9 protein-coding genes are annotated in these 24,381 nt (G+C 63.7%); 6 read left to right on the forward strand and 3 right to left on the reverse strand.

Features of this window, described 5'->3' with window-relative positions; genetic code table 11:
* The first annotated feature begins 22 nt into the window (after positions 1-22).
* The 6 genes from IAG39_RS31630 to IAG39_RS20780 all read left to right on the forward strand — a co-directional run bounded on the left by IAG39_RS31630 (position 23) and on the right by IAG39_RS20780 (position 20,641).
* Positions 23-13,318, forward strand: coding sequence for a retention module-containing protein (locus IAG39_RS31630; protein ID WP_316252969.1), 13,296 nt, complete (start codon positions 23-25; stop codon positions 13,316-13,318).
* 162 nt (positions 13,319-13,480) lie between these two features.
* Positions 13,481-13,660, forward strand: a complete 180-nt coding sequence (locus IAG39_RS20760; protein ID WP_118933140.1) for a hypothetical protein — start codon at positions 13,481-13,483, stop codon at positions 13,658-13,660.
* A gap of 203 nt (positions 13,661-13,863) precedes the next feature.
* Entirely contained in the window at positions 13,864-14,508 is a 645-nt protein-coding gene (locus tag IAG39_RS20765) for a type I secretion C-terminal target domain-containing protein (RefSeq protein ID WP_223283397.1), read from the forward strand.
* Between the two features lie 161 nt (positions 14,509-14,669).
* The gene (locus IAG39_RS20770) at positions 14,670-17,876 is read left to right on the forward strand and encodes a retention module-containing protein (RefSeq protein WP_118933141.1); all 3,207 of its coding nucleotides are present in this window, start codon (positions 14,670-14,672) and stop codon (positions 17,874-17,876) included.
* Positions 17,877-17,981: 105 nt separating this feature from the next.
* Complete coding sequence (locus IAG39_RS20775) at positions 17,982-18,665, forward strand: transglutaminase-like cysteine peptidase (RefSeq protein WP_187523989.1); 684 nt, start codon at positions 17,982-17,984, stop codon at positions 18,663-18,665.
* A 17-nt stretch (positions 18,666-18,682) separates the two neighbouring features.
* Positions 18,683-20,641 carry a LapD/MoxY N-terminal periplasmic domain-containing protein gene (locus IAG39_RS20780; protein ID WP_059379017.1) on the forward strand — a complete coding sequence of 653 codons (1,959 nt, stop codon included), beginning with the start codon at positions 18,683-18,685 and terminating at the stop codon, positions 20,639-20,641.
* Between the two features lie 49 nt (positions 20,642-20,690).
* Here IAG39_RS20780 and IAG39_RS20785 read toward each other — a convergent pair whose 3' ends face one another.
* From IAG39_RS20785 to IAG39_RS20795, 3 genes are read right to left on the reverse strand one after another with little or no spacing between them, the layout of a single operon-like run.
* Positions 20,691-21,530, reverse strand: a complete 840-nt coding sequence (locus IAG39_RS20785; RefSeq protein WP_059379015.1) for a M48 family metallopeptidase — start codon at positions 21,528-21,530, stop codon at positions 20,691-20,693.
* 37 nt (positions 21,531-21,567) lie between these two features.
* Positions 21,568-22,638 (reverse strand): chorismate synthase, encoded by a 1,071-nt coding sequence (aroC, locus tag IAG39_RS20790; RefSeq protein WP_118933143.1) that lies wholly within the window; start codon positions 22,636-22,638, stop codon positions 21,568-21,570.
* 36 nt (positions 22,639-22,674) lie between these two features.
* A complete protein-coding gene (locus IAG39_RS20795) occupies positions 22,675-24,057 on the reverse strand; it encodes a putative bifunctional diguanylate cyclase/phosphodiesterase (RefSeq protein ID WP_059379010.1) in 1,383 nt (460 codons plus the stop codon).
* Positions 24,058-24,381 lie beyond the last annotated feature (324 nt).

Here is a 24,381-nt window from a genome sequence, read left to right on the forward strand (position 1 = left end):
AACTCCCTGAAACGGAACCAACATGGCCAACACTTCTCCCGCAGTCGTCAACGAAATCTCCGGTCGCGCGTGGATACGCAATAGCGACGGTTCCCTGACTGAACTGCATCAAGGCAGCAAGGTCCCCGCCGGCAGCGACGTCGTCACTGCCTCGGGCGCCACCGTTTCGCTTCAGGTCGAGAACGGCATGCCGATCGTCATCGGCGAAGGCCGCGAAGTTGCCGTGACCGGCGACATGACCGGTCCCCTGGCCGACCCGTCCGAAGCGGCCGTGGCTCCGCCCTCCGGCACCGACTCCGACCGCTTGCTGGCCGCCCTGCGCGACGGCCGCGACCCGTTCGATGAACTGGATCCCACCGCTGCCGTCGTGGCCGGCGGCGGCGATGCCGGCGGCAGCAGCTTCGTGCGCCTGGCCCGCATCCTGGAAACCACCACCCCGCTCGACCTGGCTTACCCGAACCCCAGCCGCGGCCAGGAGATCCTGCCCCGTCTGTCCGGCACCGGCGCCGGCGGCGACGAGGAGGCCACCCCGGCCACCGTCAACACCCCGCCCAACGCGCTGAACGATACCGGCAGCGGCGAGCAGAACAGCCTGGTGCGCGGCAACCTGCTGCTGAACGACTCGGATCCCGACGGCGACCCGCTGGCGATCGTCTCGGTCAGCGGCCGCCCCATGACCCCGGCCGGCCTCACGGTCAACGGCAGCAACGGCGGCACCTTCACGGTCCTGCCCGACGGCAGCTACGTCTTCAACCCGGGTAATGAATACGGCCACCTGGCCGTGGGCGAAACGGCCACCAGCACCATTTCGTACACCATCACGGATCCCAGCGGCGCCACCTCCACGGCGACCGTCGTCGTGACGATCACCGGCACCAACGACGGCCCGGTGTCCACCTCCATCGCCGACACCTCGGGCATCGATGCCCAGACCGGCGTGAGCTACAACGTCTCCAGCCATTTCTCGGACCCGGACACCACCGACAAGCTCACCTTTACCGCCACCGGCCTGCCGCCCGGCCTGACCATCGACCCGAACACCGGCATCATCACCGGCACCATCGACCATTCCGCCTCGCAAGGCGGCAACAATGGGGTCTACACGGTCACGGTGACCGCCACCGATCCGTCCGGCGCCACGACGTCCCAGGACTTCAACTGGGATGTCACCAATCCCGCACCGACGGCTGCCGACGATAACGGCACCACGAACGAAGACACCACGCTCAACGTCAACGCCCAGAACGGCGTCTTGTCCAACGACATCGACCCGGACGGCGATACCCTGACCGTCTCGCAAGTCAACGGCGCCACCGGCAACGTCGGCACGCCGACGGCCGGCTCCAATGGCGGCACGTTCACCCTGAACCCCGACGGCTCGTACTCGTTCAACCCCGGCAACGCCTTCCAGCATCTGGCTGTTGGCCAAACGGCGACCAGCTCGATCACCTATACCGTCACGGACGGCCAAGGCGGCACCAGCTCCGCCACGCTGACAGTCGAAATCACCGGCACCAACGACGCGCCGACCGCGGTTGCCCTGCAGAACCAGGACAACATGGACGGCGATGTCGTCAACTACAACCTGTCCGGCTTCTTCAGCGACCTCGACGACGGCGACTCCCTGGTCTACTCGGTCGACCACATCCCCGGCGGCCTGAAGTTCGACCCCACCACCGGCACCTTCACCGGCCAGTTCGCTAACTGGGCGTCCGATCACACCAACACGGGTGTCAAGGGCGAGTACCTCATCACCGTAACCGCCACCGACAAGTCGGGCGCAAGCGTTTCGCAGACCTTCGTCTGGACGGTGGGCAACCCCGTTCCGGTCGCCACCAACGACGAAGGCGCCACCGGTGAAGACAACATCCTGGTCGTTAACCACGTCACCGAAGGCGTGCTGGGCAACGACCGCGATCCGGACGGCGACGCCATCCGCGTTTCGCAAGTCAATGGCGCCGACGCCGACGTCGGCAAGCCTGTCGTCGGTTCGAATGGCGGCACGTTCACGCTCAACGCCGACGGCACGTACACGTTCAATCCCGGCACGGCTTTCCAATACTTGAATGACGGCCAGACCGCGACGACGTCGATCACGTACACGGTGTCCGACGCGCAAGGCGCGACCAGCACTGCCACCCTGACCATTACGGTCACCGGCCAGACCGATGCGCCTCCGGTGATCACGCCTGAAGACAGCGACGGCAATGTGACGGCGGGTCATAACAATGTGGCCGAAGCCTCTGGCGCCACGGTCACCGGTTCCGTGACCGTCTCCGCCGAGGCCGGCATCGACAAGGTCACGGTGGGCGGCAAGGATGTCAGCAACGCCAGCGCCGCCAACCCGGTAGTCATCGCCACCGACAAGGGGGTGCTGACCATCACCAATTACGACGCCGCCACTGGCAAGATCACCTACTCCTACCAGGAAACTGGCGGAGCCGCCGATCACTCCAAGGGCGACGATTCGGTCCGCGACCTCTTCCAGGTTTCCGTCACGGACTTTGCCGGCGAGACCCGCAGCAATGACCTGATCATCCAGATCACGGACACCGCTCCTGAAGCCAAGCCCGACACCGCTACCGTCACCGAAGACACCGCGCTGAGCGCCTCCGGCAACGTCATCACCGGCACCGGCGCCGACACCCTCGGCGCAGACGCCACCAACGTCGTGGGCGTGGCCAAGGGCACGGTGGGCGCCGGCCAGAACGTCACCGGCAACGTCAACACCGCAGTCAACGGCGAGTACGGCAAGATCGTCCTCAAGGCCGATGGCTCCTACACCTACGAGCTGAACAACAACGACCCGCGCGTCAACGCGCTGCTCGATGGCCAGCAGCTCAAGGACACCTTCACCTACACGATCCGTGACGCCGACGGCGACGTCAGCACCACCACCATCACGGTCACCATCAACGGCCACACCGATGGCGTGCCGGGCGTGACTGTCCCCGACACCAACGGCGCAGACGCCGGCAACGTCAGCATCGCGGAGAACGCCACGCAGCCGGTCACCGGCGAACTGACCGTCACCGCGCCGGAAGGCCTGGCCACCGTCAAGATCGGCAACGTCACCCTCACCGTGGCCGAGCTGCAGGCGCTGAGCCCGACCACCCCGCGTGTCATCGACGGCACCCAGGGCAAGCTCACGCTGACCGGCTACGACGCCACCAGCGGCAAGATCACCTACAGCTACCAGCAAGACGGCACCGCCAAGGATCACACCAAGGGCGACGACTCCGTCACCGACAAGTTCACGGTCACCGTCACCGACGCGGCCAACCAGGTCAAGTCCGACGACCTGGTCGTGCTCATCACCGACACCGCCCCTGAAGCCAAGCCCGACACCGCTACCGTCACCGAAGACACCGCGCTGAGCGCCTCCGGCAACGTCATCACCGGCACCGGCGCCGACACCCTCGGCGCAGATGCCACCAACGTCGTGGGCGTGGCCAAGGGCACGGTGGGCGCCGGCCAGAACGTCACCGGCAACGTCAACACCGCAGTCAACGGCGAGTACGGCAAGATCGTCCTCAAGGCCGATGGCTCCTACACCTACGAGCTGAACAACAACGATCCGCGCGTCAACGCGCTGCTCGATGGCCAGCAGCTCAAGGACACCTTCACCTACACGATCCGTGACGCCGACGGCGACGTCAGCACCACCACCATCACGGTCACCATCAACGGCCACACCGATGGCGTGCCGGGCGTGACTGTCCCCGACGCCAACGGCGCAGACGCTGGCAACGTCAGCATCGCCGAGAACGCCACGCAGCCGGTCACCGGCGAACTGACCGTCACCGCGCCGGAAGGCCTGGCCACCGTCAAGATCGGCAACGTCACCCTCACCGTGGCCGAGCTGCAGGCGCTGAGCCCGACCACCCCGCGTGTCATCGACGGCACCCAGGGCAAGCTCACGCTGACCGGCTACGACGCCACCAGCGGCAAGATCACCTACAGCTACCAGCAAGACGGCACCGCCAAGGATCACACCAAGGGCGACGACTCCGTCACCGACAAGTTCACGGTCACCGTCACCGACGCGGCCAACCAGGTCAAGTCCGACGACCTGGTCGTGCTCATCACCGACACCGCCCCTGAAGCCAAGCCCGACACCGCTACCGTCACCGAAGACACCGCGCTGAGCGCCTCCGGCAACGTCATCACCGGCACCGGCGCCGACACCCTCGGCGCGGACGCCACCAACGTCGTGGGCGTGGCCAAGGGCACGGTGGGCGCCGGCCAGAACGTCACCGGCAACGTCAACACCGCAGTCAACGGCGAGTACGGCAAGATCGTCCTCAAGGCCGACGGCTCCTACACCTACGAGCTGAACAACAACGATCCGCGCGTCAACGCGCTGCTCGATGGCCAGCAGCTCAAGGACACCTTCACCTACACGATCCGTGACGCCGACGGCGACGTCAGCACCACCACCATCACGGTCACCATCAACGGCCACACCGATGGCGTGCCGGGCGTGACCGTCCCCGACGCCAACGGCGCAGACGCCGGCAACATCAGCATCGCCGAGAACGCCACGCAGCCGGTCACCGGCGAACTGACCGTCACCGCGCCGGAAGGCCTGGCCACCGTCAAGATCGGCAACGTCACCCTCACCGTGGCCGAGCTGCAAGCGCTGAGCCCGACCACCCCGCGCGTCATCGACGGCACCCAGGGCAAGCTCACGCTGACCGGCTATGACGCCACCAGCGGCAAGATCACCTACAGCTACCAGCAGGACGGTACGGCCAAGGATCACACCAAGGGCGACGACTCCGTCACCGACAAGTTCACGGTCACCGTCACCGACGCGGCCAACCAGGTCAAGTCCGACGACCTGGTCGTGCTCATCACCGACACCGCCCCGGAAGCCAAGCCCGACACCGCTACCGTCACCGAAGACACCGCGCTGAGCGCCTCCGGCAACGTCATCACCGGCACCGGCGCCGACACCCTCGGCGCAGACGCCACCAACGTCGTGGGCGTGGCCAAGGGCACGGTGGGCGCCGGCCAGAACGTCACCGGCAACGTCAACACCGCAGTCAACGGCGAGTACGGCAAGATCGTCCTCAAGGCCGACGGCTCCTACACCTACGAGCTGAACAACAACGATCCGCGCGTCAACGCGCTGCTCGATGGCCAGCAGCTCAAGGACACCTTCACCTACACGATCCGTGACGCCGACGGCGACGTCAGCACCACCACCATCACGGTCACCATCAACGGCCACACCGATGGCGTGCCGGGCGTGACTGTCCCCGACACCAACGGCGCAGACGCCGGCAACGTCAGCATCGCGGAGAACGCCACGCAGCCGGTCACCGGCGAACTGACCGTCACCGCGCCGGAAGGCCTGGCCACCGTCAAGATCGGCAACGTCACCCTCACCGTGGCCGAGCTGCAGGCGCTGAGCCCGACCACCCCGCGTGTCATCGACGGCACCCAGGGCAAGCTCACGCTGACCGGCTACGACGCCACCAGCGGCAAGATCACCTACAGCTACCAGCAAGACGGCACCGCCAAGGATCACACCGACGGCGATGACTCCGTCACCGACAAGTTCACGGTCACCGTCACCGACGCGGCCAACCAGGTCAAGTCCGACGACCTGGTCGTGCTCATCACCGACACCGCCCCTGAAGCCAAGCCCGACACCGCTACCGTCACCGAAGACACCGCGCTGAGCGCCTCCGGCAACGTCATCACCGGCACCGGCGCCGACACCCTCGGCGCAGACGCCACCAACGTCGTGGGCGTGGCCAAGGGCACGGTGGGCGCCGGCCAGAACGTCACCGGCAACGTCAACACCGCAGTCAACGGCGAGTACGGCAAGATCGTCCTCAAGGCCGATGGCTCCTACACCTACGAGCTGAACAACAACGATCCGCGCGTCAACGCGCTGCTCGATGGCCAGCAGCTCAAGGACACCTTCACCTACACGATCCGTGACGCCGACGGCGACGTCAGCACCACCACCATCACGGTCACCATCAACGGCCACACCGATGGCGTGCCGGGCGTGACTGTCCCCGACGCCAACGGCGCAGACGCTGGCAACGTCAGCATCGCCGAGAACGCCACGCAGCCGGTCACCGGCGAACTGACCGTCACCGCGCCGGAAGGCCTGGCCACCGTCAAGATCGGCAACGTCACCCTCACCTTGGCCGAGCTGCAGGCGCTGAGCCCGACCACCCCGCGTGTCATCACCGGCACCGAAGGCAAGCTCACGCTGACCGGCTACGACGCCACCAGCGGCAAGATCACCTACAGCTACCAGCAAGACGGCACCGCCAAGGATCACACCGACGGCGATGACTCCGTCACCGACAAGTTCACGGTCACCGTCACCGACGCGGCCAACCAGGTCAAGTCCGACGACCTGGTCGTGCTCATCACCGACACCGCTCCGGAAGCCAAGCCCGACACCGCTACCGTCACCGAAGACACCGCGCTGAGCGCCTCCGGCAACGTCATCACCGGCACCGGCGCCGACACCCTCGGCGCAGACGCCACCAACGTCGTGGGCGTGGCCAAGGGCACGGTGGGCGCCGGCCAGAACGTCACCGGCAACGTCAACACCGCAGTCAACGGCGAGTACGGCAAGATCGTCCTCAAGGCCGATGGCTCCTACACCTACGAGCTGAACAACAACGATCCGCGCGTCAACGCGCTGCTCGATGGCCAGCAGCTCAAGGACACCTTCACCTACACGATCCGTGACGCCGACGGCGACGTCAGCACCACCACCATCACGGTCACCATCAACGGCCACACCGATGGCGTGCCGGGCGTGACTGTCCCCGACGCCAACGGCGCAGACGCTGGCAACGTCAGCATCGCCGAGAACGCCACGCAGCCGGTCACCGGCGAACTGACCGTCACCGCGCCGGAAGGCCTGGCCACCGTCAAGATCGGCAACGTCACCCTCACCGTGGCCGAGCTGCAGGCGCTGAGCCCGACCACCCCGCGTGTCATCACCGGCACCGAAGGCAAGCTCACGCTGACCGGCTACGACGCCACCAGCGGCAAGATCACCTACAGCTACCAGCAAGACGGCACCGCCAAGGATCACACCAAGGGCGACGACTCCGTCACCGACAAGTTCACGGTCACCGTCACCGACGCGGCCAACCAGGTCAAGTCCGACGACCTGGTCGTGCTCATCACCGACACCGCTCCGGAAGCCAAGCCCGACACCGCTACCGTCACCGAAGACACCGCGCTGAGCGCCTCCGGCAACGTCATCACCGGCACCGGCGCCGACACCCTCGGCGCAGACGCCACCAACGTCGTGGGCGTGGCCAAGGGCACGGTGGGCGCCGGCCAGAACGTCACCGGCAACGTCAACACCGCAGTCAACGGCGAGTACGGCAAGATCGTCCTCAAGGCCGACGGCTCCTACACCTACGAGCTGAACAACAACGACCCGCGCGTCAACGCGCTGCTCGATGGCCAGCAGCTCAAGGACACCTTCACCTACACGATCCGTGACGCCGACGGCGACGTCAGCACCACCACCATCACGGTCACCATCAACGGCCATACCGATGGCGTGCCGGGCGTGACTGTCCCCGACGCCAACGGCGCAGACGCCGGCAACGTCAGCATCGCCGAGAACGCCACGCAGCCGGTCACCGGCGAACTGACCGTCACCGCGCCGGAAGGCCTGGCCACCGTCAAGATCGGCAACGTCACCCTCACCGTGGCCGAGCTGCAGGCGCTGAGCCCGACCACCCCGCGTGTCATCACCGGCACCGAAGGCAAGCTCACGCTGACCGGCTACGACGCCACCAGCGGCAAGATCACCTACAGCTACCAGCAGGACGGTACGGCCAAGGATCACACTGCCGGCGACAACTCCGTCACCGACAAGTTCACGGTCACCGTCACCGACGCGGCCAACCAGGTCAAGTCCGACGACCTGGTCGTGCTCATCACCGACACCGCGCCTGAAGCCAAGCCCGACACCGCTACCGTCACCGAAGACACCGCGCTGAGCGCCTCCGGCAACGTCATCACCGGCACCGGCGCCGACACCCTCGGCGCAGACGCCACCAACGTCGTGGGCGTGGCCAAGGGCACGGTGGGCGCCGGCCAGAACGTCACCGGCAACGTCAACACCGCAGTCAACGGCGAGTACGGCAAGATCGTCCTCAAGGCCGATGGCTCCTACACCTACGAGCTGAACAACAACGATCCGCGCGTCAACGCGCTGCTCGATGGCCAGCAGCTCAAGGACACCTTCACCTACACGATCCGTGACGCCGACGGCGACGTCAGCACCACCACCATCACGGTCAGCATCAACGGCCACACCGATGGCGTGCCGGGCGTGACTGTCCCCGACGCCAACGGCGCAGACGCTGGCAACGTCAGCATCGCCGAGAACGCCACGCAGCCGGTCACCGGCGAACTGACCGTCACCGCGCCGGAAGGCCTGGCCACCGTCAAGATCGGCAACGTCACCCTCACCGTGGCCGAGCTGCAGGCGCTGAGCCCGACCACCCCGCGTGTCATCACCGGCACCGAAGGCAAGCTCACGCTGACCGGCTACGACGCCACCAGCGGCAAGATCACCTACAGCTACCAGCAGGACGGTACGGCCAAGGATCACACTGCCGGCGACAACTCCGTCACCGACAAGTTCACGGTCACCGTCACCGACGCGGCCAACCAGGTCAAGTCCGACGACCTGGTCGTGCTCATCACCGACACCGCGCCTGAAGCCAAGAACGACACGGCGGGCATCACCGAAGGCACGACCGCCCCCATCTCCGGCAACTTGTTGGGCAACGACACGCTCGGCGCCGATGCAGTCACGACGGTCATCACTACCGGCGACGCCAAGTACGGCACGCTGGTGGACAATGGCGATGGCACCTGGTCTTATCAGCTCAACAACAGCCTGCAAGCTGTCCAGGGGCTGCAGGCGGGCGAATTGCTGACCGAGACCATCCGCTACACCATCACCGATGCCGACGGCGACAAGAGCGAGGCCGTGCTGACGATTACGATTACCGGCACGAACGATCTGCCCTCCATCAGCAGCGCCAGCATCAACCTGTCCGAAGAAGGCCTGCCGCACGGCATACCCGACAACACGGGCACCATCGATACGACGAACGCCGTCACCTACTCCGGCAACCTGACCATCTCCGATTTGGATGTGAAGGACACCCATACCGTCACCTTGGTCAAGCCGGCGGACAATGCCCTGACCTCGCAAGGGAAACCTGTCGTCTGGACCTTGTCGGACAATGGCCACACCCTGGTCGGCAAGGACTTCCACGGAAACCCCGTCATCACCGTCACGATGACCGACGCGGGCGGCTACACCGTAACCCTGTCGGGCCAAGTGGATCACCCGACGAACTCGGTCGAGGACGTGCTCCAGCTGGGCATCGGCGTGCAGGTCAACGATGGCCACGCCACCAGCAACGGCACCATCACGATCAATATCGAGGATGACAGTCCGGAATTCGGCGCCGTCACCAATACGGTGATGGAGAATGCCGCTACCAGCGCCACCGGCATTCTGGAATTCCATACGGGTGCCGACGCCGTGGGCGCCACGCTGGTTGTGTCGTCTGTCGGTCAGCTGCCGCAGAACTGGACGACCAGCGCGCTCAACAAGTCTTCGGTCGACATCTTCTCGCCCAACGGGACCAAGATCTTCACGGTGACCCTGAATCCGGAGGGCGGCTATACCGTCACCCAGCACGAAGCCCGGCCCGGGACGACCGCGTCGATCGACTTGGCCTCCTCGATCAGCAACAACCCCCAATCCTCCTATGACCTCGGCTATGCCACGCTGAGCGCCGGCGGCGGAAAGACGTTCAACGCCAACACGTTCGGCAGCGGAAATTCGTTCGGGATCGGCAACACCTCCTTCGACTCGGGCGAGAGCTTCCGCATGGACTTCAAGAAAGCCCTCTCGGATTTCACGCTTAATGTCGCGGAAGTCAAGGGAAGCGGCACGCTCAATGTCACGATATGGAGCGATGGCGTTTCCAAGGTCATCACCGTACCCGTGAACAATACGACTGGCGCCATCCACATCACGAAGGAGATGTTGAGCCAGGGCACCCCCTCGTTCTCTCAATTCGATAGCATCGAGGTCGCCGCGGGCAGCGGCGTCAGGATGTCCTTCCTCACGACCGGCTCCTATACGGAAAGCGTTCCCGCCGGCCCGATGGACTTCACGGTTGGCGTTACCGGAACGGATGGCGACGGCGACAAGGTGAACACGCATTTCAACGTGACCTCCACTGCGGAGTCCGCCGTTACGAACGCGACGAACAAGGTCGCGGAAGCCACCGGCGACACGGTTACGGGAACGATGCAGATCTCCGCGGCGTTGGGCATTGTGAGCGTCGACGTAAATGGCGTGGACGTCACCAAGGCGACGAATGCCAACCCCGTCAGCCTGACCACGGGCAAGGGCACGCTGAAGATCACCGGCTACGATCCGGCTACCGGCAAGCTCACTTACACCTATACCGAGAAGGGGAAATCCCAGGATCACTCTAACGGCAAGGACAGTGTGCATGACGACTTCACCGTGACCGCCAAGAATGCTGGCGGCCACGGCAGCAGCGGCAAGCTGACCATCCAGATCACCGACAGCGCGCCCGAGGCAAAGCCGGACACGGCCAGCGTGACGGAAGACAAGGTCTTGGAAGCCACGGGCAATGTCATCACCGGCACCGGTGCGGACGCCGTGGGCGCCGACGTGACCACCGTGGTCGGCGTGGCCAAGGGTGCTGCCAACGCGAACAAGGCGATCGAAGGCAACGTCGACGCCGAGGTCAATGGCGTGTACGGCAAGATCACCATCCACGCCGATGGCACCTATACCTATACCCTGAATAACAGCGATCCGCGCGTCAATGCGCTGGGGCAAGGCAACACGCTCTCGGACGTGTTCTCGTACACCATCCGCGATTCCGACGGCGACTTCAGCACCACGACCATCACCATCACGATCAATGGCACCAATGACGTGCCGGTGATGACCAACGACTTCCGGTCTGTCACCGAAGACGTGAACGTCACGGCCGGAAATCTCACCGTCAAGGGCGCGGTCACCATCACGGATCCCGATGCCGGCCAGTCGACCTTCGACACAAACACCCTCAAGCTCACCAGCAGTACGCATGCGGGCGGAGCGCTGGGCGCCATCGTGATGAAAGCCGATGGCACCTACACCTACAACGTCAACAACGCCGCGATCCAGTTCCTCAAGGCGGGCGAAAGCATCGTCGAGACCTACACGGTCGCCTCCGCCGACGGCTCGGCCACCAGCACCATCACCATCACCATCAATGGTGTCAACGACGCGCCCACGACCGTGGACGGTTCCGCGAACCTGGAAGCTGACGATAGCCAGTACGTCTTCTCATTGAACGATTTCCGCTTCGACGATGGAGCGGAAGGCAACAGCCTGCAAAGCGTCATCATCACCCAACCGCCCACCAGCGGCACGATGACCTATAACGGCAAGCCGGTCACGGCCGGCATGGAGATTCCGAAGTCGGCCATCGAACAAGGCCTGCTGAAGTTCACTCCGGGCGCCGACAAGCAGGACAGCTCCTTCAATTTCCAAGTGAAGGACAATGGCGGCACGGCGAATGGCGGCAACGACACCTCGACCGAGCACAAGTTCGTCATCTCCGCCGACCACCTGGTGACCAATGGCAATGACAACAGCGGCAGCGGCGGCAAGCCGCCGCTGAACGGCGGGTCGGGCGATGACATCATCCTGGCGGACCACGGCGGCTACGTCACGAACGTCACCCCCGGCACGAACTACAACATCGCACTGGTGGTGGACCGTTCGGGCAGCATGTCCGCGCAATCGGGTTCCGGTGTCAACCGCATGCAGCTGGTCAAGGACGCGCTGGTCAAGCTCGCCGCCGACCTGGAGAAGCACGACGGCGTCGTCAATGTATCGCTGATCGGCTTCGCAACCCATGCTCAAGCTCCGATCACGTTCAACAACCTCACGAAGGACAATCTGAGCCAGTTGATCGAGGCGATCAACAAACTCACAATTGCGAGCGGCGATATCGCGGGCACCAACTACGAGGCGGCGTTCAACGCCACCGTGAAGTGGTTTGCTGACCAAGGCAAAGCGACCCCGAATGGGGTGAAGTTCGAAAACCTGACCTTCTTCCTGACCGACGGCAATCCGACTCAGTACTACAACAACGGCGGGAGCGTCAAAGGACCGGGTAACGATACCGACTACAACACCATGAAGGAATCCGTCGACGCCTTCAAAGCCTTGAGTGGCACCAGCAAGGTCCACGGCATCGGTATCGGAACCGGCATCGACAGCAACATCCTGCGCTTCTTCGACAATACAGACACTGTCGGCAATGGCCAGATCTCGTTTGACTACTGGGGCTGGGACACCGTCACCGGCAAGGTTGGTTCCATTGACATCGTCAACACCGCAAACGACCTGGCGGCCGCGCTCAAGGGAGGCAGCAGCACGAGCAATCCGGCCGAAGTCGGCCACGACACCGTCTACGGCGGCGACGGCAACGACATCATCTTCGGTGACGCGATCAACACCGACCACCTGGCGTGGGCCGGCAATCCCGCGGGATCCCACAATGGTGGCGGTCTCGACTCGCTGAAGGACTACCTCACGGCCGTGGACGGCGTCGCGCCGACCAACGAACGGATATACGAGTTCATCAAGCAGAATCCGGGACAGTTCGATGCGGCTGGCGACACGCGTGGCGGCAATGACGAATTGCACGGCGGCAAGGGCGACGACATCATCTATGGCCAGGGCGGCAATGATGTCTTGTGGGGCGATGACGGCAACGACAAGCTCTATGGCGGAACCGGCAACGACGAGCTCCACGGCGGCGCTGGCAACGACATCCTGGTCGGCGGCAAGGGCAACGACACCATGTGGGGTGACGGCGGCAGCGACACGTTCAAGTGGCAGCTCGGCGACCAGGGCACCACGGCGCAACCTGCGATCGACACGATCAAGGACTTCTCGAAGGCCTCGGTCGCCGACGGCGGGGATGTGCTGGACCTGAAGGACCTGCTCGTGGGCGAGAAGGACGGCAACCTGTCGCAGTACCTGAACTTCAAGCAGGATCCGGCCAACTCCAACAATACGCTCGTCGAGATCAACACCCAGGGCAAGCTTGGCACCCAGGGCGCGGATCAGAAGATCGTGCTGGAGAACGTCGATCTCACCCATGACGCGAACGGTCAGGCCATGAGCAATCAGGCCATCATCAACGACCTGCTGCAGAAGGGTAAGCTGAACGTCGACCACAGCTAAGCAACAAGCCCCAGGGAAGGCCGGCAACGGCCTTCCCTGCTTGGCATCTTTCCCCAAGCAGCAGCATTGCGGCTTGGCACTGTCAGTATTGCCAGTATCGAGCTCTGGCAACGAAATCTAGTATCTGGCCTTCTTGGATAACCCCCTGGAAAGGGAACCAACATGGCCAATACGTCTCCCGCAATCGTCAACGAAATTTCCGATCGCGCGTGGCTGCGCCATAGCGACGGATCCCTCACCGAACTGCACCTCGGCAGCAAGGTCCCGGCCGGCAGCGACCTGGTCACTGCGTCGGGCGCGACGGTTTCCCTCCAAGTTGAAAACGGCATCCCTCGGAGCTAACGGCGACGCTAACCGGCAGCCAGACTAGCAATGAAGCAGCCTCGGTCGGTGACGACAAGATCCATGCCGGCGACGGCTCAGACATCCTGTTCGGCGATGCGATCAATACGGACCGTTTGCCCTGGGGTATCGGTGACAACCCCGCGCAACCCGCGAACCTTCCCCCCGGGTCCAGCCTCGACGCGCTCAAGCAGTTCCTGCTATTGAAGAACGGCATCCAACCGACCGACGCCGATCTGCACAAGTTCATCTCAGACAACCACGCGCTTTTCGACGTACAGGGAGATACGCGCGGCGGCAATGATGAACTGCATGGCGGCGCGGGCAACGACATTCTCTATGGCCAGGGAGGAAGCGACCTGCTCCACGGCGACGATGGCAACGACGTCCTGTCCGGCGGCGCTAGCAAAGACACGCTGTTTGGCGATGCCGGCAACGATGTTCTGCTTGGCGGCAAAGGCGATGACATCCTGTACGACGGTTCAGGCGGCGACACATTCAAGTGGGCGTTCAACGACCAAGGCGCCGCAGGCACCCCGGCCGTGGATACGATCAAGGACTTCTCGCCCCTGAAGCCCTCCGACGGCGGCGACATTCTGGATCTGCAGGGGTTGCTGGTCGGCGAGAATGACGGCTCACTGGCCAAGTACCTGAATTTCCACAAGGAAGGCAACGATACAGTCATCGATGTGAACACCCAGGGCAAGCTGGGCACGCAGGGCGCGGATCAGAAAATCGTACTGGAGAACGTCGACCTCACCCACGATGCTTACGGCCAATTCATGAACAACCACGCCATCATCAATGACCTGCTGCAGAAAGGAAAGTTGAACGTCGACCATGCCTAGGCGACGAATCCAGGAAGGGCCGGAAACGGCCTTCTCGCATGATTCGTCTTCCATCAAGCTGCTACGTCTTTGCTTAGCACTATTAGTATTGGCAGTATCGAGCGGCAGCAACGCCCTCTAGTATCAAACCATCTTGGACAACGCTCTGAAACGAGACCAACATGGCCAATACTCCCGCCGCAATCGTCAACGAAATCTCCGGTCGCGCATGGATACGCAATAGCGACGGTTCCCTGACCGAACTGCATCAAGGCAGCAAAGTCGCGGTCGGCAGTGACGTCGTCACAGCCTCGGGCGCCACGGTTTCCCTGCATATTGAAAACGGCATGCCGATCGTCATCGGCGAAGACCGCGACGTCGCGCTGACCAGCGAAATGACCGGCATTCTGGATGATGCGTCCGAAGCGGCGGTAGCGCCGCCCGCTGGCACCGACTCCGACCGATTGTTGGCCGCACTGCAAGACGGCCGCGACCTGTTCGACGAACTCGATCCCACCGCCGCCGTCGTGGCAGGCGGCGGCGGTGGAGGCGGCAGCAGCTTTGTCCGACTGGCTCGCCTTCTTGAAACGACCAGTCCGCTCGACCTGGCCTACTCGAATCCCGCACGCGATGAAGCGGTCTTGCCACGCATGTCCAGCATTGGCCCCGTCAATGGCGACGACCAGGCGCCCACTCCCGTCAGCGTCAACCATGCCCCCACCGCGCGGGACGATGCGGGTCAAGGCGATCAAGACGGCCAGGTGCGCGGCAACCTGCTCTCGAACGACTCAGACCCGGACGGCGATCACCTGACGATAGCGTCGGTAGGTAGCCGGCCCATGACCGCGGACGGCATTTCAATCGCGGGCAGCAATGGCGGCACATTCACAGTCCTGCCTGACGGTAGCTATGTCTTCACGCCGGGAAACGAGTTTGACCGCCTGGCCGCGGGCGAAACCGCCACCAGCACCATTTCGTACACCATCACGGATCCCAGCGGCGCCACCTCCACGGCAACCGCCGTCGTGACGATCACCGGCACCAACGACGGGCCAGTCTCCACTGCCATTTCCGATATCTCCAGCCTGGACGCTCAGACCCATGTGAGCTACGACATCTCCGGCCGCTTCTCGGATCCGGACGCGAGCGACAAGCTTACCTACACCGCAACCGGCTTGCCGCCCGGCCTGAGCATCGATCCTCGCACCGGCATCATTAACGGTGATATCGATCCTTCGGCGTCGCAAGGCAGCAGTATCGGCGTATACAACGTCACCATCACCGCCACAGACCCCTCTGGCGCGACAACCTCGCAGAAGTTCGACTGGGCCATTGCCAATCCCGCCCCCCTGGCGGCTGGCGACTCGGGCGCTGTCAGCGAGGATTCGACTCTCGACGTCAGTGCTCAAAACGGCGTGTTGGCAAACGACAACGACCCAGACGGCGACGCGCTTGCCGTTTCGCAAGTGAACGGCAACGCAGCCAACGTAGGCGCCGCCATCGCGGGCTCCCACGGCGGCACGTTCACACTGAACGCCGATGGCTCCTACAGCTTCGACCCAGGCTCTGCCTTTCAACACCTCGGCGTCGGCCAGAAAGCCTACAGTTCGATCACTTATACCGTCTCCGATGGCGAGGGCGGTACCAGCTCGGCCGTCTTGACCGTTGAAATCACGGGCGCCAACGACGCGCCGATCCTCCAGGCACACGACAACCTGGTGTTAGAGGACCACGCGGCATCCGGCAACGTGCTCATCGGGGCAATCGATGTCGACAACGACGCGCTGACTGTCACAACGTTCACCCTCAATGGCACAACGTACTCCGCCGGCATCACTGCGTACATGGAGGGCGTGGGCTCAATCCTCGTGAAAGCCGACGGCAATTATGTGTTCACACCGGACGCAAACTGGAACGGAAACGTCCCGCAGATCACGTACACCGTGACGGACGGCACGCTCACGACCTCATCCACCTTGAACATTCGAGTTCTGTCCGTCAACGACGCCCCGGTGTCGCAAGACGCCTCCGGCAACGTCGTGGCAGGCGGCCGCTACACGTTCAGTCTGAATGACTTCCCATTCTCCGACCCAGGGGAGGGACATTCGATGAAGTCGGTGATTATCGACTCTCTACCCCAACACGGTCGGCTGCTCTTGAATGGCAAAGCGATTGTGCAAGGACAAGAAATCAGCACTGAAGATCTGGCCAGCGGAAAGTTAGTGTTCCAACCCGACGCTGTGACCTTCGACGGAAACAATACTTCATCGTCCTTCGACTTTCGCGTCAGAGATAACGGTGGCACTTCCAACGGAGGCGACGACCTATCCCATCAGCAGACATTCAAAATCAACGTAGGCCAGCTCATCGTCGGTGGCGACGACGATTACAACCGAGCCCAGATCATCGACAATTGGTACGGCGGAGACGGCAATGACGTGATACTAGGCGACCACGGAGGCATGCTCGGCCTTCCCCCTCCTCCCCCAAAACCTGCTGACTTTTGGATTTCTCAAGGCCGAGAAGCTGAGGCCGGCGACTTGCCAGGCCATGTACTGGCCTTGCCGGACACAGATTGGATCTCCGGAGGAAAGGGTTCAGACATCCTGTTCGGCGATGCGATCAACACCGATCAGTTACCCTGGGGCATCGATGGCAATCCCGCCAGACCTGAAGGTCTGCACGACGGGTTGGGCCTGGAGGCGCTCAAGCAATTCTTGTTTCTGAAGGTTGGCGTGCCGCCTACGGATGTAGATCTGCACAAGTTCATCTCGGAAAACCATGAAATCCTAGAAGTGCATGGAGATACGCGCGGTAGTTTCGATATCCTACACGGCGGCGATGGCGACGACATCCTCTACGGCCAAGGTAGCCACGACACCTTGTACGGTGGCAATGGCCGCGACATCCTGTCGGGCGGCACAGGCAACGACTATCTCGAAGGCGATGCAGGCAGTGATGTTCTGATAGGTGGCATGGGTAATGACCTCATGTACGGCGACGGCAATGGCGTCCGATATGACGACAACAGCGACACGTTCAAGTGGGGACTCAATGACCAGGGCACCACGGACGCCCCTGCTGTGGATAGGATCATGGACTTCTCGATTCAAAAGCAAGCCGACGGCGGCGACATTCTTGACTTGCAGGAACTACTCGTCGGCGAAAACGACGGCAACCTAACCAACTACCTGGGCTTCCGCAAGGAAGACAACGACACGGTCATCGATGTGAACACCCACGGCCAGCTGGGTACCCAGGGCGCGGACCAAAAGATCGTGCTGGCAAACGTGGATCTCACCCACGATACCTACGGCCAGTCCATGAGCAACCAGGCCATCATCAATGACCTGCTGCAGAAAGGTAAGCTAACCGTCGACCACGCCTGAACAATAGCTCCCGGGGAGATCCGCAACGGATCTTCCCGCCCCCGCATGACGCATTTTTTCCCAGGGCGCGTCTAAGATGCCCGGAAAAATGTGAAAATCCGTTTCATGCCATCGTCCCGCCGTTTCCGCCGCACGCTGAATCTGTGCCGATTGGCTTTGCTATGCCTGGCTTGCGGCTGGGGCGGAAGTTCCGCCCTGGAAGTGAATGCCGACCGGCTGCAAAGCCTGTCGGCCAGTCGCTATGGCGCAAAAGGCTCCAAGGCGGTATCGGAATGGCTGCAATTGATGCGCAGTCCCCCCTCTGCCCAGGAAAGAGGCGCGCTGACACAGGCCAATGATTTCTGGAACCGCTCCCTGATGTCCGGCGAGGACATCACCATCTGGAAACAGGCCGATTACTGGGCCACGCCGTTAGAATCGCTGGGCAGGGGCGCCGGCGACTGCGAAGACTACGTCATCGGCAAGTACTTCACGCTGCTGGCGCTGGGCGTGCCGGCCAACAAGCTGCGATTCATCTATGTCCGCGCGCGCATCGGCGGCGCGGCCAGCAGCACCCAGATCGCCCACATGGTGCTGGGTTATTACGAAACCCCCAATGCCGTGCCGCTGGTGCTGGACAACCTGATCTCGACCATTTTGCCCGCCACGCAGCGTCGCGACCTGACGCCGGTATTCAGTTTCAATGCCGACGGCGTCTACGTGGACGGCAAGCCCGCCGCGCCGGTTGACCGTCTCAGCCGCTGGCGTGATCTACTTCAACGCATGGAACGGGAAGGCGTGCGCCCCTGATGTCCGGAAATAAGACTATGTCCATACTTCGACAGCTATTGCTCAGCGTTACCCTCGCCATCGGCGTCATCCTGCTGGGCACGCTCGCGCTCAGCGTGAATTCCGCTCGGGAGTACCTGTCCGGCCAACTGCAGGTGCAGAGCACGGACGCCGCCGTGTCGTTGGCGCTGTCGCTCTCGCAGCCAGCGAACAACGACCCGGTCGTGCAAGAGCTGCTGGTGTCGGCGCTGTATGACGGCGGGCATTTCTCGCTGGTGCGCTTGAGCGATCCGGAAGGCAAGGTTCTGATCGAACGGAAATCCACGGCCACCGCGGCGTCGGTTCCGGCCTGGTTTCAGGCGCTGGCCCCCTTGACTACGCAATCGGCCAGCCATGCCGTCAGCGATGGCTGGCGCCAGATCGGCGAGGTCACACTGATCGCCAACGACGCCTATGCATGGGAAGCCCTGTGGCGCAGCAGCCTCAAGATGATCGCCCTGGTGGTGGGCGCCGGCATCCTGTGGGCCGTGTTCGCCTTCATGCTGGTGGGCTGGATCAAGAACCGCCTGCTGCGTGAAATCAGCGACCACGTGCGCAGTATCGGCCAGGACTCCCCGACGGAACAGGTCGAGGCGCGCGTGCCTGAACTGTCCGGGGTGGTGCAGGCGCTGAACCAGACCCGCGAACGCATCCATGCCAGCGTCGAAGAACAGAACGCCAAGATCGAGTCGCTGGAGCTGGAGCTGAACCAGGATCCGGTCACGGGCCTGCCGAACCGCAAGTACTTCGTCAACGAGTTCCGCCGCGCGCTGGAGGCCCCTGCCCTCACAAGCGGCCGTGGCATCGACGGCGGCCACGTTCTGGTGTTCCGCCAACGCGACCTGGCGGACCTGAATCGCCATATGCCGCGCGAGTTCATCGACCAATGGCTGCGCACGGCTTGCGAGCGCATCCGCGGTACGCTCAAGAGCATGCACGTGGCCTCGCCCCTGCTGGCCCGCCTGAACGGCTCGGATTTCGCCTTGCTGCTGCCGGGCTGCGCGGCGCCCCAGGCCATGATGGTGGCCGAGCAGGTGCGCGCCGACCTGCACGCGTCCCGCATTCCCGTGGGCGAAGGACATCTGTGCCGCTGGGCGCAGGCCATGACCGACTATGGCCACGGCAGCCAGGCCGGGCCGGTGCTTGCACGCCTGGATTTCGGCTTGATGCGGGCGGAAAGCGCCGGCAACGACCATGTCGTGATCGCCGGAGCGACCGACATGCAGTCGCCTTCGGAATCGGGTGAACGCGCCTGGAAGGACGCGATCCAATCCGCTCTGGAAGAACATTGTTTCGAGCTGGCCACGGAAGACCTGCGAGCCACCGACGGCAGCACCGTCCGTACCGAAGCGATGCTGATGCTGCGGACCGCGGCCGACCAGGTGCCGATCCCCGCCACGCTGTTCATCCCGCCGGCCGTGCGCCTGGATCTGGTGGCTGATTGCGACCTGGAAGCCGTGAGCCTGGGGCTGGACTGGCTGGCCGCCAACCCGGGCGAACTGGCTGTGCGGGTGGCCCTGCCCTCGTTGCGAGGCCAGAAGTTCTTCCGCCAGTTGGCCCTGTTGCTGACCGAACACCGGCCTCTGGCGCGCCGTCTGTACCTGGAAATCGACGCGCACGGCCTGGTGGAATGCCACGAGCAGATCGCCACGCTGGCCCGCGTCGCATCGGAGTTCGGCACGCATATCGGCGTGCGCCGCCTGGCTCAGCAGTTCGGCGCAGTTGCGCAGTTGCACACCCTGCCCTTGTCGTACGTGAAACTGGGCGGCGGTTTCGTCGGCGGCATGTCGCAAAGCCCCGGCAGCCAACAGTTGACGGCATCGGTGCTGGAAACCGCGCGCGGCTTGAAGATAGCGGTCTATGCCGAAGATGTGCCGGATGCCGAAACGCAGCGCATCCTGGCCAGGCTGGGCATCGCTGTCATGCGCGGTCCCGGCGTCAGGACAGCCGCGTCATAAGGCAGCGATTCAAGAGGCGGCCGTAAAAATCACGGCCGCCGCAGCCGCCTCAGCGGGCGGCTTTACCCTTGGACTGTTCGTACAGCGGCAGCACCTGCTGGGCTGCGGCCTGCAGATCGCTGATGCGCGATGCGGCAGACGGGTGGGTCGACAGGATTTCGGGCGGTGCGCTGCCCTGATCTGCCGCGCCCATCTTCTGCCACAGCGTCACGGCGGCGCGCGGATCGTATCCCGCCCTGGCCGCCAGCTCCACACCCATGCGGTCGGCTTCGGTTTCGTGCGTGCGGCTGTTGGGCAGCGTGAACATGACGCTGGTGAACTGTTCGCCCAGGTCGGACGCCGCGGAAGATCCGGTGGCGATCGCCAGCACCGACAAGCCCAGGTTGGTGGCCATCTGCTGGGATACGCGTTCGCGCGCATGCTCCCGCAAGGCGTGCGAAATCTCATGGCCCAGCACCGCCGCCAGCTCATCGTCCGTGGGTTTGATCTTGGCCAGCAAGCCCGTGTAGACCGCAATCTTGCCGCCCGGCATGCACCAGGCGTTGATCTCGTTGCTGGACAACACATGCACTTCCCATTTCCAGTTGGCGGCGTCAGGCCGGAAGACTCCTGCCTGCGCGATCAGCCGCTGGGAAATGGTGCGGACCCGCGCCACCTGTTGAGGGTCGCGGTCCAGCAGGCCCTTGGCTTGCGCCTGCTTGAGTATGTCGGCGTACTGCTGGGTCGCCTCTTGTTCCAGCGCCTGCGAAGGCACCATGCTGGACATGTACTGGGTCCGGTTGACGCCGATGGCGCCCGACTGCGTGGTATTCATGCCGGTGCAGCCCGCCAGGGCCGCCAGCGCGAGCGCCGCGCCCGCGTTGCGCAGCAGATGACGTTTCCGGTTCATGACGGGCCTCCCAGACAATTCGAAGAGCAACAGCGTATCAGACTACCGGATCGCCGCACTGGCCGCGGTGGCGCAGGGCATGATCTATCAAGACCAGCGCCAGCATCGCTTCGGCGATGGGCGTGGCGCGGATGCCGACGCAAGGATCATGACGGCCCAGCGTCTGCACCATGACCGGGTCATTGGCGCGGTTCACGGAGCGGCGCTCGACCCGGATACTGGAGGTCGGCTTGATGGCCAGCGAAACGGTGACTGGCTGGCCAGTGGAAATGCCGCCCAACACTCCGCCCGCGTTATTGGTCAGGAAACCGTCCGGGGTAATTTCGTCGCCGTGCTCCGAGCCTCGTTGAGCGATGCTGTCAAAACCCGCTCCGATCGACACGCCCTTCACGGCATTCAGGCCCATCATCACGTGTGCGATGTCGGCGTCCAGACGGTCGTAGATCGGTTCGCCCCAGCCCGCGGGCAGGTTCTCGGCCACGACCTCGATCCGGGCGCCCACGGAGTCGCCGTCGCGGCGCAACTGGTCCATGTAGGCTTCCAGTTCGGGAACGACCGCGGCGTTTGGCGCATAGAACGGATTATTGGGAACGTCTTCCCACGAAACGAAGGGAATCGCAATGGGGCCAAGCTGGCTCATGTAGCCGCGCACCTTGACGCCGTATTGTTCCGCCAGCCATTTCTTGGCGATGGCGCCTGCCGCCACGGTCGGCGCCGTCAAGCGCGCGGAGGAACGGCCGCCCCCGCGCGGGTCGCGCACGCCGAACTTGCGCCAGTAGGCGTAATCGGCATGGCCCGGACGGAAGGTATCGGCAATATTGGAGTAGTCCTTGCTGCGCGCATCCGTGTTGCGGATAAGCAGACCGATGGGCGTACCCGTCGTCACTCCCTCGTAGACGCCCGACAGGATTTCCACCTGGTCGGCTTCCTGGCGCTGCGTGACGTGGCGGGATGTGCCAGGGCGGCGACGGTCCAGTTCGAGCTGGATGTCGGAGACATCCAGCGGCAGCCCCGGAGGACAGCCGTCCACGACGCAACCGATGGCCGGCCCGTGGGATTCGCCGAAATTGGTGACGGTAAAGAGGGTACCTAGGGTATTGCCGGGCATAGGGAGTCAACAGGTGGGGTTTGCAAGCAACCCCGATTATGACACCGCCGAGGCCAAAGCCTGGATTTCGGACGCCGGCGCGGGGCGTCCCAACAGGAAACCTTGCATCACCCGGCATCCCAGGGACTTCAGGATCTCGCGCTGCCCCTCGGTTTCGACGCCTTCGGCCACCACCGGCAGATGCATCGCCTGGCACAGGCCGAACAGCGCCGAGACCACTTCGCGGCTGCCGGCATCGGATTCCAGCGCGGAGATGAAGCTGCGGTCGATCTTGACCCAGTCGATCGGCAGGCAACGCAGATGGTTCAGACTGGAATAGCCGCAGCCGAAATCGTCCAACGCCACGCCGATGCCCATCGCACGCAGCGTGTTCAGGATCTTCACATGCCGTTCGTAATGCAGGATGAAGAGGGATTCCGTGATCTCCAGCACCAGCTTGCGCGGGGCCAGGTTTGCGGCCGCCAGCGCATTTGACACGAGTTCGACCAAGCCATCTTCGTTCATCTGCTTGACCGACAGGTTTACGTGCACGCGCCAGGTCGCCGGCCATAGTGCCGCCTGCGTACATGCCCGCTCCAATATCCAGGCCCCCAACGGCACGATCAGGCCGCTGCGCTCGGCCAATTCGATGGTCACCGCGGGCGAGACGCTGCCGAGCACGGGGTGATGCCAGCGCAGCAGCGCCTCGCAGCCCTGCACCATGCCGGTGCCGCTGTCACAGACCGGCTGGTAATACAGTTCGAACTGATCCATGTCCGGCGTGGTCAGCGCCAGCCGCAGGTCGTTTTCCAGCCCCTGCTGGTCGCGCTGGCGCGCCAGCATGCGGAAATCAAACAAGTTCCAGCCTGGGCCGCCGCGCTCCTTCAGCGGCAGCAGGGCCACCTGGACACAGCGCTGCAGTTCTTCCACGCTGCGGCCGTGCTCGGGATACAAGGCGGCGCCGACGCGGAACATGGCCATCAGCGGACGTCCGCCCAGCTCGTAGGGTACGCTCAGGGCTTCCAGCAGCTTGGCCGACACCTGGGCCGCCCCCGCCTCATCCACGTCGGGTGCGCAGACCGTGAAAGCATCCGCCCCCGAACGCGCCACCATGCCGCCCATCGACCGGCAGATCAACCCCAGGCGATTGGCCACCTGCACCAGCAGGGCTTGATCTTCGCCCGCGCGCAACATGGCGCTGATCTCGGCATATTGCTCGAAGCTCACCAGGAAGAACGCGCCGCGGCGCGAGCGGCCCTCTGCATTGTTGAGCCAGGCGCGGGCGCGCCGGTGCAATTCCTGCTGATTCAGGACACCGGTCAGTTCATCGCGCGTCAGGCGTTGACGCAGCAGGCGTTCCCTGCGTACGAAGACCCAGCATATCGCTACAAGTGCGCCCGCAAGCGTCAGGCACAGTGCGAGCAGGTAACTCTCACGCACGAAGCCCCCTATCCATAAGCCCCTGGCGTTGCGGTTCGAAAGGGAACCCAAGGACTGTAACATTTTTTAAAATATGCATTATTTTCGCAAAAAACGCCACACTTCAGAGGCAACGCACCTCTTTTCCCTGTATTCCTACGGTTACTTTGGTTGCTCACGGAGGGCTTCGGGATGAGCCACGGCAGACTGGCGCCGGCCCTCGCGCCATGCTCGCCTACTACTTACGACAGCTACACCCGAAAAATTAATACACCGTGTCTCGATAGTTGTCATTCAAAATCAGACAGCTTCGAAATAATTGCACAGCTTGGCCCCTTACGGCAC

The organism is Achromobacter xylosoxidans (genome assembly GCF_014490035.1).
GTDB classification, from domain to species: domain Bacteria; phylum Pseudomonadota; class Gammaproteobacteria; order Burkholderiales; family Burkholderiaceae_B; genus Achromobacter; species Achromobacter bronchisepticus_A.

Excerpts from the sequence above, each read along its gene's own strand:
- IAG39_RS20785 (WP_059379015.1), bottom strand. The coding sequence starts at position 21,530 with ATGAACCGGAAACGTCATCTGCTGCGCAACGCGGGCGCGGCGCTCGCG.
- IAG39_RS20780 (WP_059379017.1), top strand. The coding sequence starts at position 18,683 with ATGTCCATACTTCGACAGCTATTGCTCAGCGTTACCCTCGCCATCGGC.
- IAG39_RS20770 (WP_118933141.1), top strand. The coding sequence starts at position 14,670 with ATGGCCAATACTCCCGCCGCAATCGTCAACGAAATCTCCGGTCGCGCA.
- aroC (WP_118933143.1), bottom strand. The coding sequence starts at position 22,638 with ATGCCCGGCAATACCCTAGGTACCCTCTTTACCGTCACCAATTTCGGC.
- IAG39_RS20775 (WP_187523989.1), top strand. The coding sequence starts at position 17,982 with ATGCCATCGTCCCGCCGTTTCCGCCGCACGCTGAATCTGTGCCGATTG.
- IAG39_RS31630 (WP_316252969.1), top strand. The coding sequence starts at position 23 with ATGGCCAACACTTCTCCCGCAGTCGTCAACGAAATCTCCGGTCGCGCG.
- IAG39_RS20760 (WP_118933140.1), top strand. The coding sequence starts at position 13,481 with ATGGCCAATACGTCTCCCGCAATCGTCAACGAAATTTCCGATCGCGCG.